Raw genomic sequence first — 13,514 nt, 5'->3', positions numbered from 1 at the left:
GCTGTCGGCTCGAACGCGGTTGCCTGACCAGGTGATTGCGCCGAGAGTATGACCGCGCTGGTCACTGCGCCGCGTGCGGGCGCACGGTGGCCTGGGGCCTCCGTTCTCGGAGGGTCCCAGGCCACCGGTCGCTCTCTCGCGTTACGTACTCGTCGTGCTTTCCCTTGCCAGGGCTGCTACTTGGGCATCAGGACGGTGTCGACGATGTAGACGGTGGCGTTGGCGGTCCTGACGTTGCCGCAGACCACGCTGGACGTGTCGTTGACCTTGTAGGCCTCGCCGGAGCCGGCGGTGGTGACCATGCCCTTCTGGAGGGTCTCGAAGGAGCCGTTCTCCAGCTGCTTCGGGGTGAGCTTCTGGCCGACGACGTGGTAGGTGAGGATCTTGGTCAGGGTGGCCTTGTCGGCCAGCACCTTGTCCAGGTCGGCCTTCGGGATCTTCGCGAAGGCCTCGTTGGTCGGGGCGAACACGGTGATGTTCTGCGCGTTGTTCAGGGTGTCGACCAGGCCGGCCTTCTTCACGGCGGCGACCAGGGTGGAGAGGGCCGGGTTGTTGGAGGCGGCGGTGGCGACGGGGTCCTTGGCCATGCCGTCGAAGGAGCCCGCGCCCTCCTTGGGGACACCCGCGCAGGCCGGGCCGAACGGCTGGTCGTCGGTCATCGCGTCCTCCGTCGGAGTGGCCTCGGTCGTGGCCGTGTCCTGGGCGGTGCTGGGAGCCGCGGCCTTGGTGTCGTCGCTGGATTCGGAGCAGGCGGCCAGCGAGAAGGGCAGCAGCGCGGCAGCGGTGACGGCGAGCGCGGTACGGCGGATACGCAGGTTGTTCATGATGGTTTTCTCCTTGAATCAGCTGATATGTGATGGATCAGAGGGCTGGTGGTGCTGCCGGGCCGGCCCGTGGGCCGGCCCGGTGGTCTCAGGGGACGGTGACGAACACGCTGTGCCGGCCGCTCGCCCCGTCGGGGACGGTCCGGGCGCGCTGTTCGGTCTGCACCTGGCCGGTGCCGTCGGTCGCGCGGACGGTGAGGGTGTGTCCGCCCGGGGTGGTCCGCCAGCGGAAGGACCACTGGCGCCAGGTGTCGCGGGTGTCCTGGGCGGCGAGTTCGGCGTCCTGCCAGACGCCGTCGTCGACCCGGACTTCGACGCGGCTGATGCCGCGGTACTGCGCCCAGGCGACTCCCGCGACCATCACGGTTCCGACCTCCGGACGGGCGAAGGGCTTGGGGGTGTCGATGCGGGCCTGGGTCTTGATGGGCGCCTCGCGGGCCCACTTCCGCTTCACCCAGTAGGGGTCGTAGGCGTCGAAGGTGGTGAGCTCGATGTCCTCGATCCACTTGCAGGCGGAGACGTACCCGTAGAGGCCGGGGACGAGCATGCGGACCGGGAAGCCGTGCTCGAAGGGGAGCGGCTCGCCGTTCATGCCGACGGCGAGCAGCGCGTCGCGGCCGTCCATGACGTCCTCCACCGGAGATCCCAGCGTCATGCCGTCGACCGACCTGGCCACCAGCTGGTCCGCCGGACCGCCCTCCGAGGGGGGCTTCACACCGCACTCGGTCAGCAGATCGGCCAGGCGTACGCCGAGCCAGCGGGCGTTGCCCACGTACGGCCCACCGACCTCGTTCGACACACACGTCAGCGTGATGTCGCGTTCCACCAGGGGCCGCGACAGCAGGTCGTCGAGGGTGTACGTGCGGGGGCGGGCGACGCCCTTGCCGTGGATCCGCAGCCGCCAGGTGTCGGCGTCGACCTTGGGGACGACGAGGGCGGTGTCGACGCGGTAGAAGTCCCGGTTGGGCGTGGTGAACGGGCTGATCCCGGCCACCTTGACCTGTACGCCCCCCGGAAGAGCGGGCGCGGGCGAGGCAGGAGCGGGCAGGACGAGAGCGGCACGGGAGGCGACGGCGCCCCTGCCGTGCCGCGCGGTGAGCGCCCGGCCCAGCACTCCGGCGCCGGTCGCGGCGGCGGCGGTCACCGTAGCCGCGGTGAGGAACCCCCGCCGGCTCCAGGTGCTCGTGGGACCCTCCTCACCCGTCGGTGGCCGGACGGGTGCCGTCCTGCCCGCCAGGAGGTAGAGGACCGCGGCGCCGGCCACCGCGCCCACCACCGAGGGCAGGGCGTCCGCGACGCCCGCGCTGCCGGGCCTGCTCAGGGCAGCGACACCACCGAGGATCCCGAACAGCAGCACTCCGGCCGCCCCCGCCCGGCGGTGGCGCAGGGAGAGGACGCCCAGGCAGGCGGCGAACAGTCCCAACAGGACGAGGATGCCGAGCTGGAGGACGAACTTGTCGTCCTCCCCGAACGTGCGGATCGCGAAATCCTTCACCGGCGCCGGGGTCCGGTCGATGACCGCGCCACCCACCACCGTCACCGGACCGGCCGCAGGACGGACCAGGGCGGCGGCCAGCTCGGCCACGGCCAGCGCGGTGAATCCGGCCAGCAGGCCGGCCGACGCTCCGAGACAGGCTCGGCTGAGAGTGTTGCGGAAGCTGCTCACACCGGGCATTCGGCGACGCCCACCCGGCGGATGGGTCCATCACTCGAAAGAATGAGAAAGGTGTGTCCTGAGGGGTCAGGGCTTGCGCACCGTGGCCACCCGCGAGACGGCGTCGTCCGCGATCTCGCGGCCTGGCTGCGGCAGACGGCGCGAAGTGGCGGCATCGCGGGGCAGGATGGCCGGCCACCAGGTGCGTTGCCCCAGGTCGAGGATGAGGGCGGGGACGAGGAAGAGGCGCACCAGGAGTGCGTCGATGAGGACTCCGGCGGCAACGATGAAGCCGATCTGCGCGAGGTAGAGCAACGGCATGACGGTCAGTGAGGCGAAGGTGGCGGCCAGGATGAGGCCGGGGTGGAGATCGTGCGGCACCGCGGTCTGTCCTCCCACGAGAGCGTCGGTGCCGTCGAGTCGGCCTCGCAGCCGCTCGACGACATCTCTGGCCTCTTCGCTGTCGGGGGCGTGAGTGAGCGTCGCGAGAACCTGCGCCTGGCCCGCTGCCCTCAGAGCCGGGGCGGTGACAGCGTGTGCCACCCCCGGTGTCGTGGCGGTGGCGGCCAGCACGGCGGCCTCCTGGACGGACGGGGTGACGATCAGCAGCGGGCTCGCGGTGCCGGCGGGGAAGCGCCGGGCCAATGTCTCCTGCCCGGCCGTCGAGGCGGAGCCTGCCGGGAGGGCCTGGTGCAGGGGGACTCCTCCTTGCGAGAGAAGGGGAGTGGACGCGGCGCCCGCGATCAGCACGGCGAGGCAGGCCGGCCAGAGCCGGCACGGCCGGAGTTCGACCAGGCGGGAGAGTCGGTCCCAGATGCCGCTGACCGCGAAGCGGGCCGGGCGCGGCCAGAACACCCGGTGGCCGCACAGCAGCAGAGCCGCCGGCAGGAACGTCAGCGATGCCGCGGCGCAGCAGGCCATGGCCACGGCCACCGCCGGGCCGAGGGCCTGGTGGGACGGCAGGGCGCTCAGGGTCAGCGCCGTCATGGCGGAGGCCACCGTCGCGGCGCCGGCAAGGACGGGAGCGACCGTTGCTCTGCACGCTGCCGCCACGGCTTCTGCCGTGTCGGCACGTCGCGCGAGTTCTTCTTGGTAGCGGGCGGCAAGGAGCGGCGCGTAGTCGGTGCTCGCGCCCATGACGATGACGAACACGATGCCCTGGCCCCGGCCGTCGACGACCAGCCACCCAGCCCTGGCGGAGGCGTAGAGCAGAGCACCCGCGGTCGCGAGAGCGAGTAGGGCGGCAGCGGTCACCAGCAACGGCATGAGGACGCTGCGGTAGACCAGTGCGAGGATCAGCAGCACACCGGCGAGGGTGACCGCCAGCAGGCTGCCGTCCACGTGGGCGAAGGCATCATCCAGGTCTGCCTGCGCGGCAGCGGGCCCGGCCAGCCTCGCGGTACCGCGCCTCACTGCCGACGTGAGCGGCCTTGACGGCCGCCGTCGGTTGCCTCCAGGGCGGCGTCGGATCAGCGCCGGGCGAGCCGACCCCGACGATCACGGTCGGCTCAGATGAGAGCCGCGGGTGGCTGTGCCGGCAGCCACCCGCACCCGACCTGACCGGAACGCGGCTCTGCGTGCCTGAAACGCCTGATGCGCTCCCTGCCCGCGGCCGGTCAGGTCACCGGTCCGTGCCACCCGACGGCAGCGGACCGGAGCCTCTCAGCGCTGCCTGGTTCAGACGTTGACGCAGGTGTTGCCGAACGTCGGGTTCAGCAGACCGATGACGCTGACCGTGTTCCCGCAGGCGTTCACCGGAACGTGGACCGGGATCTGGATCAGGTTGCCCGAGCCGACGCCGGGCGAGTACGCGGCCACGCCCTGCGCCCCCGCATCGGCCGCCGCGAACGACGCTCCACCGAACACCACCGCACCAGCCGCCGCAGCGACCGCCAGACCCTTACAGACTCGAACCATCGAACTGCCTCCAGAAGAAGAGCTGCCCGGCCGTACGGAAGTCCCTGACGGCCGGCGAGGAATCCGGTGACTACCTCCCGGCCCCTCACCTCCTCCTTCGTCGCCCCGAAGCCGACGGCCGGGTCACCACCCCGCAGTTCACTCGCGCGAGGGAACGGGCTGCGCGCGGGTGACGAAGTGCGTCCGCCCATCCGCAGGCACCTCGGCTACGAAGAACCGCCAAGACACCGCCCCCTGGCTCTGCTCCCGGACGGCACCGGACGTCGCGGTCCGCGGCCCCACCAGCGATGAAGGACCCGCATGCGATGGACACCCTCTTCCTGACGGCCGCCTCGGGCCTCCACTCCGGCTGGTCGCCACGGCCGGAGCCCGGCCGGTGAACCAGCCCCAGCTACTACCGGGGACTCACCTACCGTGAAGTCGCCGAATCCCTGCGCGCACCGCCTCACACGATCAGGACACGCACGCGCGACGGGCTCATCCGGCCGCGCGACCGCATGGGGGTGACCACATGAACCAGCACACAGACGTCCACGCCCTCGCCGCGCCCTACTCCCTGAACGCCCTCGACCCGACCGAGCACACGGCGTTCGGCAGCCACCTTCAGCACTGTGCGGGCTGCCATCAGGAAGTGGCGGATTTCCAGGCCACAGCCGCACGGCTGGCCGCCGCCGCGGCCCAGGCCCCGCCCGCCGCCATGAAGCAGCGGACGGTGGCCGCCATCTCCGGCGTGCGCCAGTTGCCACCACGGGCGGCGACCACCCTGCCCACGAAACGGTTCGGTGTGCCGCGCGCACCGTCCACGGCAGGACGCCCCTCGAACCCATGGAAGGATCCGCACAGCCCACCACCACTCCCCTCCTGCTGATGCCCCTGTCGACCTGAGGAGGGGGCTGAACGCCCAGCCTGGTCGACTGGGCGAGGCTCAAGGGGAGTTGTTCGTGCGGTGACAGCAAGGCCACACGTGGGGGTACGTAGGGGACAGTCACCGCACGAGGATCACGAGTACAGGACTTCGTTGACGTGGGGCGTCACCCTGTCGGGAACCCGCCGCTGAGGCGGGGGCTTGCGCCGGGCTTCCCAGTGGGGTGCGAGCCAGTCGAAGATCAGGTGGTTGTGCCAGCGGCCTTCCTTGAAATCGACCTCGCGGAAGAGACCCTGCTGCTGCATTCCGAGGGCGAGGTAGAGGCGCCTGGCTCTGGTGTTGTCCTCTCTGCACATGCACCAGAACCGGTGCAGCCCGAGTTGCTCGAAGCAGAACGCCGCTGTGAGCTGGGCGGCGTCAGCCCCGGCGAGGGCCAGGTTCCGTGCCCGCGGGTGCAGGACGAACGAATGAACGTACGCGCTGCTCTTGCCTTCCAGGTTCACGGCCACGCTGCCGATGAGCGTGTCGTCGTCGTGCTGGGCGATCCCCAAGTGGTACGTCCGGCGAGGGGACGACGCCGCCGACCGCACCGCGTGGCTCAGTGCCTCTGCGGCCCTCTGCCGGTCCATCGGGTCTGCCGTGAGGTACCGCGTGGCATCAGGATCGCCCCAGATCTCCGCCGCCTGGTCCAGGTCGGCCGGCGCCAGCTCCCGGAGCACCACGAACCGTCCGGGCCGGTGCACGGCCGCCCTATCCACGGGCAACACACCCGCGGAACCGAGGAGTCGCGTCATGTGAGCTGTGCCTGCCGTTCCGATTCGTCGAGCGGGCGGCAGTGGGGCACGGCTTCGGTGCGGTGGCTCAGGAAGGAGGCCACGATCTGCCCGTACTCGTCGGGACGTTCGATGTGGATCATGTGGCCCGCGTCCTCGACGACGGCGAACCTCCCCCGCGGGTAGCTCATGGCCAGCCGGTGGGCCTCGCTGGGCGGGGTCAGGATGTCGTTGACTCCCGTGAAGACCAGTACCGGCGCTTCGGGCGGGGCCGACACCGGGAGCCCGGCCGGGAACCAGTCACGGTAAAGATGGCTTCTGAGATCTTCCAGAACCCCGGGGTCAAGCGATCCGATCCTCTCCCTGAACTGAGGAACAGGGCCCTGGTCCGCTCCCGCGCCGTCCCCCGCTGCCGTACCGAAGAACAGGCGCGTCGCCACCTCCAGCAGGGTGGCGCGGTCACCGCGGTCGCTGGCGACCTCGGCGCTCTGGAGTCGGGCCCGCAGCTGCGGGCCGGGCCAGGGGTCCGCGGACACTCCGGAGAGGACGACTCGGCGGACACCCGGCCGGGGCTGCCGCAGCATCTGCTGCACCACGAACCCGCCCAGGCACTGCCCGACAAGGTCGTACCGCGTGAAGCCCAGGCTGTCCACGGCCTTCCAGGCCGCCTCGGCCAGGAAGGAAGCGTCGTGGACCTGGGGCAGCGGGTCGGCCGCGCCGAACCCAGGGAGGTCGACGGTGACGACCGTGGTCCGGGAAGGGAGTGCTTTCTCCAGCCTTCGCGCCCATCCGTGGTTGCGATGCAGCGCACCGCCGAAGAGAAAGACGGGCGGCCTGGCGCTCTCGGTCTGCCGATTGACGCGACACGAGTAGCCGAATCCCTCATGCGTCAGCCGCAGGATCTCCTCGCTCACATGGTCTCCCGGAGCGCGGAGACGACGGGGGCACCGACCGGCCCATGCCGGTGGCCGGCCGGATCGCAGGATGCCGCCGACGGAGGGGCGGTGCGGAAAAGCCGCGTCGGTGTACAGATCACGCCAGAGATGTTCATGCAACCCCAACGAACCTGATCCGGCAACGAAACGGGCATGTCCGGTCCTCGCCACGCTCTGGAACCGACGCAGCCCAAGCCGCAGGCCACACGCCGGACCGCGCCGGCCGAGGCGAGCACCGGTGACCCGCCTTGGGCGTACCGCGGTCCAAAGGGGTTCTTCCGGCTCGCCGGAAGGCCCCGGGTGACCGGTCTGTGGTCCCAGGCCGGCGCCGTCGCCCGGTTCGAAATCGAGGACGCCCGCGAGCGCGAGTCGGCGGCCTGACACCCGGCCCCACACAAACCCGTTCCGAAGAGAATCGGCTTTCGCACATCCGCATGCCCCCGCCGACCCGAATACCCGGGTGAGAGGACAACCGATCCACGGCCGCCGCCCGTCTGTGGCCGGCCGGTGGAAGGAGCACGCCATGAACCACACGCATACCCGACGTCGCGTCGCGGCCGCCCTCGCCGCCGCGGCTCTCTCGGTCTCGTTGGGAACCGCACTGGCGCCGCAGGCATCGGCCGACGACAGCACCCCGTTCGGCCCCGGCTGCGCTTCGGTACCCCAGGAGGGTTCGGGTTCGTTCGAAGGTATGGCGGACGACCCTGTGGCGACAGCCGCGTCGAACAACCCGGCTCTGTCGACTCTGGTCACCGCGGTGAAGAAGGCCGGCCTGGTCGACACCCTGAACAACGCGAAGGACATCACGGTGTTCGCGCCGACGAACGACGCCTTCGCCAAGATCCCGAAGGCCGATCTCGACAAGGTCCTCGCCGACAAGGACACGCTCACCAAGATCCTCACCTACCACGTGGCCGATGAGCCGGTGGCGAAGGCGGATCTGGCGGACGGCTCGTTCAAGACGCTGGAAGGCGGCACGCTGACCACATCCGGATCCGGGGACACGTACAAGGTCAATGACACCGCCACCATCGTCTGCGGTGACGTGAAGACCTCCAACGCGACCGTGCACGTCATCGACACCGTTCTCATGCCGAAGTGAGGGGCGCGGCAGGCTTCGGGCCCGGCAGGGGCCGGGCCCGGCTTCCGCGCGTCCGCACCGCGTCAGACCAGATTGATCCGGCGGGCGACGTCCTCGCTGTGCTTCATGTGCTCATGGGCGTCGGTGCCGAGGGTGCCGACGAGTCCGGCGACGATCGTCTCGACGACGGCGAGCGTGGGAACGAGGCTGTCGTAGGGAGAGGGGCTGTCGACCCGGCTGGAGAGGACGACCTCGGCGTGGGTGGTGGCCGGCGACAGCCACGTATCGGTGAAGACGATGACCTTCCCGCCGCTCTCCTGCGTCAGCTGGGCGACAGCCAGGTTGGTCTCCTCGTAGCGCCGGTGGTCGAAGACGACGACGACGTCTCTCCGGCTCAGGGCGGCGAGGGTGGCCGTTCGCTCGACGTCACGGTCGGGCAGGAAACGGACGTCTCGGCGGAGCTGCATGAGGTGCAGGCCCAGGTACTGGGCCAGCAGGTGGGTGAAGCGGCCGCCGAGCAGGGTGATACGGCGCTTCCTGTCGGACAGGAGCGCGACGGCGGTCCGCAGGTCGTGGGGTGGTACCTCGGCGAGGGTCTTGACGAGAGCACCGCTCAGGAGCTCGCTGGTACGGCTGATCAGTCCGTCGGCGGAGTCCGCGGAAGAGGAATCCCCCGTGGCCTCGTAGAGCGAGAGGGGCGAGGCGTTACGTGCGTCGAGCTCCCGGCGGAGGGCGCTCTGGAAGTCGGGGAAGCCGGTGAAGCCGAGACGGCCGACGAATCGGAGGACGGTGGGGGCGCTGACGCCCGCTCGTTCGGCGATCGCGGCGACGGTCTCGAAGCCGGCGGAGGGGTAGGCGGCGAGCAGCACTCGGGCCACGCGGCGTTCCGCCGGGCTGAGGGTGCCGAGTCTCAGCCGGATGTCGTCGGCGAGCGGGCGTTGGGCCATGCGGAATGTCGTCCGTTCCATGCGGGAGGGCGTCCGGGCGTTCGGAGGCCGGGGGCCGGGTACCCCGCCGCGCCGTACGGTGCGGCGGGGTACTGCCCCGTGGGATCGGCACGACCGTTCCCACGGAGCACGGCGGCGGCTACTCGGGCGCGATGTCGATACGCAGTCCGATCAGGGTCTGCGGGCTGCCGGCGGTGTCGGACCAGGCCGTGAACCCACGCGGCTCGGTGAAGGTGACGGTGAAGCCGGGCTGGGTCTCGTACGTCGTCGCCGTGGCCCGGGTCTGGAGACGGGCGGCGAGTTCACGGGCGGTGGTGCGGAAGGAGTAGGGCCTGCCGTCGGGGTTGGCGGCCGAGTGGAAGACGTCGGTGTTGGCCGGCACGGGGGTGGTGTCGCGCGGGATCAGGGGCTTCTTGCCGGGGGCCGGGAGGGGGGTTCCGGTGCGGGCCGCGTACCGGTCGCCGTGGGTGAGGTAGGTGTAGCGGGCGTTGCTGAGGGACCAGCCGGCCGTGGTCGTGCGGGCATGCGCACGGCGGAGGTCCAGGACGGCGACGCCGTTGGGGCCGAGGACGGACAGGCGCTCGTCGGTGCTGCCGGGGTTGTCGACGACGAGGGCGGTGTTCTCCTCAAGGGCGTAGACCCGGTCGTGGCGGGTGTCGCCGGCCAGTCGCAGCGCACGTCCCTCGCGGCCGTAGGCGCCGGTGTGGGTGTCGACGAGCCCGGAGCGCAGGAAGCCGAAGCCGCCCCGGGGGATGTATCCGAGCCGGGTCGGGTCGTCGAAGTAGCCGGGGCCGCTGCCGTCGCGGAGGGCCTCGTAGGACTCGCCGCCGCTGACCATGTCGGGTCCGGAGGCGATCTGGGCGCCGGCGGAGGATCCGGCGACGACGGCTCCCCGGGCGAGCTTGGCGCGGATGGCGGCGAGGACCTTGGAGTCGGTGTGCCGGTCACCGTTGAGGAGCGTGGTGACGTAGCGGTACTGGTCCCCGCCTCCGAAGAAGAAGCCGGTCATGGCGTTGACCTGGGCGACGACGGTGTCGGAGTCGGCGTTCGCGATGTGGTCGAGGTCGATGGGGACCCACTGGGCGTCGGCGGCTCCGTGCTTCTCGAAGAGACGCGCGTAGTAGGCGCCGTTGCAGGCGGAGTTGCTGCAGCGTTCCGGGTCGCCGGCGTCAGGGTCCTGGCTCTCGGGCACGGACGCGGCGGTGATGACACCGATGCGGGCCTTCGCTCCACCGGCGCGCTTGATGATCTCGCCGTAGACCTGGCTGTTGTCGTCCTTGAGCCCACCGCCCACCAGAACGAGCGAGCCGGGGTGGTGCGGACCGGCGGGGACGGCCTGCGCCGCGGGAGTGGCGGCGAGGAGACCGAGTACGAGTGCGGTGCTGCCGGCAAGGACGACGCGGCGTGCGGATCCGGGGTGTGCGCGCATGATGCCTCCGTGGGCGGGTCGGGTGGGGTGGGACCAGGGCCCCGCGGCTGTCGGCCGGGAGGCCCTGGTCGGTGCCCCGGCAGGGCGAGGGGAAGGACTGCCGGGGAGTCGGCGGGAAGGTCGACTCTGCTGGGCCCGGCTTGTCGCACGGGTCAGGAGTCGTTGCCCGCGCTGCCGAGCGAGGCGATCAGAGAGGCCAGCATCGCGACGCGGTGCGCGACGCTGGAGGTGTCGAGCCATTCGCCAGGGGTGTGGTCGGCCCCTCCCACGGGGCCGAGGCCGTCGAGGGTGGGCACTCCCGCACCGGCGATGAGGTTGGCGTCGCCGACTCCTCCGGTGGCGGCCGCTCCCAGCCGCAGGCCGTAGGCGGAGGCGGCCTTGCGCGCCGCTTCGAGGACCCGTCGTGAGGCGGGAGTGTCCTCCATCGGGGGGCACAGGTCGATCTGCTCGACGGTGACGGCGGTTCCGGGCACGGCGGGGCAGGCAGCGGCCTGACGGATGGCTCGGGTGGCACGCCTCATGTCGGCCGAGGTGGCGGCGCGGACTTCGATGTGCAGTTCGGCTTCGGCACACACGATGTTGGGGCGGGTGCCCGCGCGGACGACTCCGACGTTGATGGTGACGTCGTCCCAGTGTCCGTTGAGTCCTTGCAGTTCCACGGTGAGATGGGCGGCGGCCAAGGCCGCGTTGGCACCGCGCTCCGGCTCGATGCCGGCGTGCGCGGCACGGCCGGTGACCGTCAGCCGGAAGTCGGCGACGCCCTTGCGGGCGACGACGAGGTCGCCGTTCTCCCGGGCGCACTCGAGGCCGAGGCCGTAGTGCATGCCCCGCGCGGTCCGTTCGATCAGCGGTCTGCTGACCTGAGAGCCGATCTCCTCGTCGGGGGTGGCGAGGAACACGAGCTCGCCGAAGTCCTGGACGGAGGCCTCCTGGAGGATTTCCAGGGCGGTGAGGCCGGCCAGCAGGCCGCCCTTGTCGTCGCTGACTCCGGGACCGTAGGCGATGGCTCCGTTCATGTGGAACGGTCGGTCGTCCGCGGTGCCGTCGTCGAAGACGGTGTCCATGTGTGCGGCGAGGAGGATCCTGCGGCCGTCCGCGGCGGGGTCGAGTCCGCCACGCTTGCGCCCGATGACGGCGTCACCGGCCTGGTAGCGGTGGTCGGCCGGGAAGCGGACCCGCTCGACGTCGAATCCGATGCGGAGGAGGCGCTGCTGCACCCAGTCGGCGACCTTGTTGACGCCGTCCGGGCTGTAGGAGCCGGAGTCGATCGAGACGAGGTCGCGAAGATCCGTCAGGTACTGGGTGTGGCGGGCGCGCGCCAGGGTCAGCAGCTCCGCGCTGAGCAGCTGACGAGGGGGCGCGTTCACAGGACCTTGGACAGGAAGGCGCGGGTACGCTCCTGCTCCGGGTCGACGAGGACCTGTCGCGGGTCGCCCGCTTCGACGACGACGCCCTGGTCCATGAAGACGGCGGTGTCGCCGACCTCGCGGGCGAAGCCGATCTCGTGGGTGACGACGACCATGGTCATGCCGTCGGCGGCGAGTCGGCGCATGACGTCCAGGACGTCGCCGACGAGCTCGGGGTCGAGGGCGGACGTGGGCTCGTCGAACAGCATGAGCTTGGGCTTCATCGCGAGGGCTCGTGCGATGGCCACGCGCTGCTGCTGCCCACCGGACAGCTGGGCCGGGTAGTGTCCGGCGCGATCGCCGAGGCCTACCTGCTCCAGCAGGTGACGCGCCTGTTCGCGGGCTGCCGCTCTCGATACCCCGCTCACCTTGACCGGGGCCTCGATGACGTTGTCGAGCGCGGTCATGTGGGGGAAGAGGTTGAAGCGCTGGAAGACCATGCCGATGTCTCGGCGGCGCTCGGCGACCTCCCGCTCGCGCAGCTCGTGCAGCTTGTTGCCGTGCTGCCGGTAGCCGACGAGCTCGCCGTCGACGGTGAGCTTGCCGCCGTCGACCTTCTCCAGGTGGTTGATGCACCGCAGGAAGGTGGACTTCCCGGAGCCCGAGGGCCCCAGGAGGCAGCACACCTGCCCACGCTCGACCGTGAGGTCGATCCCCTGGAGGACCTCGAGCTTTCCGAAGTGCTTGCGCACGCCCTCGGCGCGCACCATGGGGGCGTTCATCGGGCCGTCTCCTTGTTCTTCCTGCCGATCAGCCCCGTGGCTCCCCCCAGCATCCGCTGCAGCGGGGACACGTGGCCGGCCTGGGCGGTGCCCCGTCCGTACCGCCGTTCCAGCCATGCCTGGGGGATGCTGAGCAGGGTGACGAGCGCGAGGTACCAGAGGCTGGCGACGACCAGCATGGGGATGACCTGGTAGTTCTGCGCGTACACGTCCTGGATGTTCGACATGAGGTCGTGGGCGGAGATGACCGAGACGAGGGCGGTCATCTTGAGCATGTTGATGGTCTCGTTGCCCATCGGCGGGATGATGACGCGCATGGCCTGGGGCAGCACGATCCGTCGCATGGTGAGTGCGGGCCGCATGCCCAGGGAGTGCGCGGCTTCGGCCTGTCCGTGGTCGACGGACTGGATGCCCGCGCGGACGATCTCCGAGGCGTACGCGGCCTCGTTCAGGCCGAGCGCGAGCAGGGCCGCGATGGCGGGGGTGAGGAGGGCGTTCGTCTCGGCCTGGAGGAAGGTGATGTCGGTGAAGGGGACACCGATCTTCACGTACTTGTAGAGGGCCGCGGCATAGCCCCAGAAGATGATCTGGACGAGGAGCGGGGTGCCGCGGAACACCCAGACGAAGGCGTTCGCGAGTCCGTAGAGCACGGGGCTGGTGGACAGCCGCATCACCGCGATGAGGGTGCCGAGACCGAGGCCGAGGGCCATGGCGGCGGCGGTGAGCCAGAGGGTCGTGGCGAGGCCGTCGAAGATCAGGTCGGCGAAGAGGTACTTCGCGACGACGTCCCAGTGCAGGTTGTCGTTCTTCGCCAGGGAGCCGATCAGTCCGACGAGCGCCAGGATCGACGCCGTGGCGGCGATCCAGCGTCCGTAGTTGCGGACGGGGACCACTTCGAGGTCCTGTGCGGCCGGCTCGGGCGGGGAGATGGTCTTGGGGGTGGTCGTGGTGTCGGTCATCT

14 protein-coding genes and 1 pseudogene are annotated in these 13,514 nt (G+C 70.7%); 4 read left to right on the top strand and 11 right to left on the bottom strand.

Annotation, left to right across the window (positions count from 1 at the left end; all coding sequences use genetic code 11):
- Positions 1-176: 176 nt before the first annotated feature.
- From ACRRSS_RS15275 to ACRRSS_RS15260, 4 genes are all read right to left on the bottom strand, one after another.
- Positions 177-824, bottom strand: coding sequence for a fasciclin domain-containing protein (locus ACRRSS_RS15275; RefSeq protein ID WP_435971755.1), 648 nt, complete (start codon positions 822-824; stop codon positions 177-179).
- Between the two features lie 88 nt (positions 825-912).
- On the bottom strand, positions 913-2,499 hold the full coding sequence (locus tag ACRRSS_RS15270; RefSeq protein WP_435971754.1) for a sulfite oxidase: 1,587 nt from the start codon (positions 2,497-2,499) through the stop codon (positions 913-915).
- A 66-nt stretch (positions 2,500-2,565) separates the two neighbouring features.
- Complete coding sequence (locus tag ACRRSS_RS15265; RefSeq protein WP_435971753.1) at positions 2,566-3,891, bottom strand: MMPL family transporter; 1,326 nt, start codon at positions 3,889-3,891, stop codon at positions 2,566-2,568.
- 264 nt (positions 3,892-4,155) lie between these two features.
- Complete coding sequence (locus ACRRSS_RS15260) at positions 4,156-4,395, bottom strand: chaplin (RefSeq protein WP_435971752.1); 240 nt, start codon at positions 4,393-4,395, stop codon at positions 4,156-4,158.
- A 389-nt stretch (positions 4,396-4,784) separates the two neighbouring features.
- Here ACRRSS_RS15260 and ACRRSS_RS15255 point away from each other — a divergent pair.
- Both ACRRSS_RS15255 and ACRRSS_RS15250 read left to right on the top strand, forming a co-directional pair.
- A pseudogene (locus ACRRSS_RS15255) lies at positions 4,785-4,910 on the top strand (RNA polymerase subunit sigma); the annotation flags it as partial.
- Positions 4,907-5,263 (top strand): hypothetical protein, encoded by a 357-nt coding sequence (locus ACRRSS_RS15250; RefSeq protein WP_435971751.1) that lies wholly within the window; start codon positions 4,907-4,909, stop codon positions 5,261-5,263. The pseudogene ACRRSS_RS15255 and the gene ACRRSS_RS15250, both read left to right, overlap by 4 nt.
- A 131-nt stretch (positions 5,264-5,394) precedes the next feature.
- Here ACRRSS_RS15250 and ACRRSS_RS15245 read toward each other — a convergent pair whose 3' ends face one another.
- Together ACRRSS_RS15245 and ACRRSS_RS15240 are read right to left on the bottom strand one after the other, a co-directional pair.
- Positions 5,395-6,003: a GNAT family N-acetyltransferase gene (locus tag ACRRSS_RS15245; protein ID WP_435971750.1), complete on the bottom strand. Its 609-nt coding sequence runs from the start codon at positions 6,001-6,003 to the stop codon at positions 5,395-5,397.
- Positions 6,004-6,050: 47 nt separating this feature from the next.
- Positions 6,051-6,947 carry an alpha/beta fold hydrolase gene (locus ACRRSS_RS15240; protein WP_435971749.1) on the bottom strand — a complete coding sequence of 299 codons (897 nt, stop codon included), beginning with the start codon at positions 6,945-6,947 and terminating at the stop codon, positions 6,051-6,053.
- A gap of 174 nt (positions 6,948-7,121) precedes the next feature.
- On the opposite strand from ACRRSS_RS15240, the gene ACRRSS_RS15235 reads away from it, so the two are divergent.
- Both ACRRSS_RS15235 and ACRRSS_RS15230 read left to right on the top strand, forming a co-directional pair.
- On the top strand, positions 7,122-7,349 hold the full coding sequence (locus ACRRSS_RS15235; protein ID WP_435975522.1) for a hypothetical protein: 228 nt from the start codon (positions 7,122-7,124) through the stop codon (positions 7,347-7,349).
- A gap of 142 nt (positions 7,350-7,491) precedes the next feature.
- Entirely contained in the window at positions 7,492-8,070 is a 579-nt protein-coding gene (locus tag ACRRSS_RS15230; protein WP_435971748.1) for a fasciclin domain-containing protein, read from the top strand.
- A 62-nt stretch (positions 8,071-8,132) separates the two neighbouring features.
- Here ACRRSS_RS15230 and ACRRSS_RS15225 read toward each other — a convergent pair whose 3' ends face one another.
- The 5 genes from ACRRSS_RS15225 to ACRRSS_RS15205 form a co-directional block, all read right to left on the bottom strand.
- Entirely contained in the window at positions 8,133-9,017 is an 885-nt protein-coding gene (locus ACRRSS_RS15225; protein WP_435971747.1) for a MurR/RpiR family transcriptional regulator, read from the bottom strand.
- 118 nt (positions 9,018-9,135) lie between these two features.
- On the bottom strand, positions 9,136-10,425 hold the full coding sequence (locus tag ACRRSS_RS15220) for a cyanophycinase (protein WP_435971746.1): 1,290 nt from the start codon (positions 10,423-10,425) through the stop codon (positions 9,136-9,138).
- A 152-nt stretch (positions 10,426-10,577) separates the two neighbouring features.
- Complete coding sequence (locus ACRRSS_RS15215) at positions 10,578-11,792, bottom strand: M20 family metallopeptidase (RefSeq protein ID WP_435971745.1); 1,215 nt, start codon at positions 11,790-11,792, stop codon at positions 10,578-10,580.
- On the bottom strand, positions 11,789-12,541 hold the full coding sequence (locus ACRRSS_RS15210) for an amino acid ABC transporter ATP-binding protein (RefSeq protein ID WP_435975340.1): 753 nt from the start codon (positions 12,539-12,541) through the stop codon (positions 11,789-11,791). The genes ACRRSS_RS15215 and ACRRSS_RS15210 overlap by 4 nt, the downstream gene beginning before the upstream one ends.
- A gap of 8 nt (positions 12,542-12,549) precedes the next feature.
- Positions 12,550-13,512, bottom strand: a complete 963-nt coding sequence (locus ACRRSS_RS15205; RefSeq protein WP_435971744.1) for an amino acid ABC transporter permease — start codon at positions 13,510-13,512, stop codon at positions 12,550-12,552.
- Positions 13,513-13,514 lie beyond the last annotated feature (2 nt).

Source organism: Streptomyces sp. Qhu_M48, assembly GCF_051305195.1.
Taxonomy (GTDB): domain Bacteria; phylum Actinomycetota; class Actinomycetes; order Streptomycetales; family Streptomycetaceae; genus Streptomyces.
This window is presented reverse-complemented; position numbering and strand designations above follow the sequence as displayed.